Source organism: Micrococcus sp. LASM2_SD2 (assembly GCF_057364565.1).
The window spans coordinates 1-1646 of the sequence record NZ_JBNFOB010000347.1 but is presented as its reverse complement, the minus strand read 5'-3'; the positions used below and the strand labels follow the sequence as shown (position 1 = coordinate 1646).

General features: G+C 75.9%; 2 protein-coding genes. Both read right to left on the bottom strand.

Annotated elements, in window-relative coordinates; all coding sequences use genetic code 11:
• The coding region (locus tag AC2W7A_RS12240) for an HRDC domain-containing protein (protein ID WP_485991583.1) at positions 1–918 on the bottom strand (918 nt) is incomplete at its 3' end.
• The gene (locus AC2W7A_RS12235; protein WP_485991584.1) at positions 915–1487 is read right to left on the bottom strand and encodes a DUF3000 domain-containing protein; all 573 of its coding nucleotides are present in this window, start codon (positions 1485–1487) and stop codon (positions 915–917) included. The genes AC2W7A_RS12235 and AC2W7A_RS12240, both read right to left, overlap by 4 nt.
• Positions 1488–1646 lie beyond the last annotated feature (159 nt).

The window sequence follows — 1646 nt, the reverse complement described above, 5'->3', positions numbered from 1 at the left end:
CGCGGCCGGCGGCCGGCCGTGGAAGCCCTGGGTGGAGCGCAGCTGCGGCACGGTGCGGGGCTGCACCTTGGCGGCGGCGACGATCGCCGAGTCCGGGATCAGCCGGCCCGGGGCCACGTCCCGGTGCCGGGCGAGGTCGTCCCGGGCGTGCCAGAGCTCGCGGAGCACGGACAGCTGGGTGCGGTCCTTCAGGGCATGGGCACCGGAAGTACGGCGCCACGGGTCCTCGCGGGGGCCGGGCACGGGGCTGGTGCGCACGTGCTCGAACTCCTGCTCGGCCCACTCCCGCTTGCCCTGGGACTCGAGCAGCTCGAGCAGGGCCGCGCGCAGCTCCACCAGCAGCTCCACGTCCAGGGCGGCATAGGTCAGCCAGGACTCGGGCAGCGGGCGGGTGGACCAGTCCGCGGCGGAGTGCTCCTTCGCCAGGGTCACGCCCAGCATCTGCTCGAGCACGGCGGCCAGGCCCACACGGGGCAGCCCGGCCAGGCGGGCGGCGAGCTCGGTGTCGAACAACCGGTCCGGCCAGAGACCCAGCTCGGACAGGCACGGCAGGTCCTGGGTGGAGGCGTGGAGGATCCACTCCACGCCCTCGAGCGCGGGGACCAGCTCGGTCAGGTCCTCGAACGCCTCGGGGTCGATCAGCCAGATGCCGGAGCCGGCCCGCTTGAGCTGCACCAGGAAGGCGCGCTGGCCGTACCTGATGCCGGAGGCGCGCTCGGCGTCGACGGCCACCGGTCCGGTGCCGGCGGCGAGGGCCTGGGCGCAGGCGGTGAGGCCGCCGGGGGTGTCGGTGACCATCGGGACCCCGTCGGCCGGCTCCGTGATGAGGCGGGGCTGATCGGGGGCGGCGGTCTCGGCGGCGGTGACGGCGCCGTCGTCGTGGGATGACGGACGGCGCCCGGAGGTGGTACGGGTCATGCGTCCTTCCTGGGGACGGGCAGGGCGGTGACGCCGTCGGGCTGCGGGGGAAGCCCCGCGAACGCGCAGACCATCTCGGCCCAGGCCTCCAGGTGCGCGCCCATCGCGCGGCCGCCCGGCGTCCAGGAGGCGCGCATCTCGATCTCGGTGGCGTCGGGGCGCTCCGCGAGGGTGCCGAAGGACTCGGCGAGGATCCGGGTGGCGGTGCCGCCGGCGGCCGTGTAGTCCGCGTGGCGCAGCTCGAGCGACTCGACGAGCCAGGTCCAGGCGACGGCGCCGAGCATCGGATCCTCGGCGACGTCCAGCTCCAGGCCGGCCTTGATGTAGGTGACCACGCGGAAGGTGCCCTGCCACAGGTCGGACCCCTCGGGGTCGTAGAGGAGGACGAAGCGTCCGGTGGCCAGGGCGGGGGAGATGTCGTCCTCGTCGGCCAGGGGGCGCACGTCCGCGGCCAGCGCCACGGCATGCGGGGCCAAGCCCTGGGGCGCCGCGATCTCGCGCAGCTGCACCTCTCGGCGCGGCGTGGCGTCCCGTAGCTCGCGCAGGGCCGTCCGGAAGGCGCCGGGCAGGGCGGCATGCGCCGCGGGGCGCGCCTCCGTTCTGCAGTCCGACGAGGGTCATGCGATCCAGGGTAGGACCGCCCGGCACGTCCGTGGCGGTGGCGCGCCGGGGCCGGGTCGGATGGGGTCCGTCACCGGCGGCGCGGCGGCTCCGGCCTGGGCCCTGCG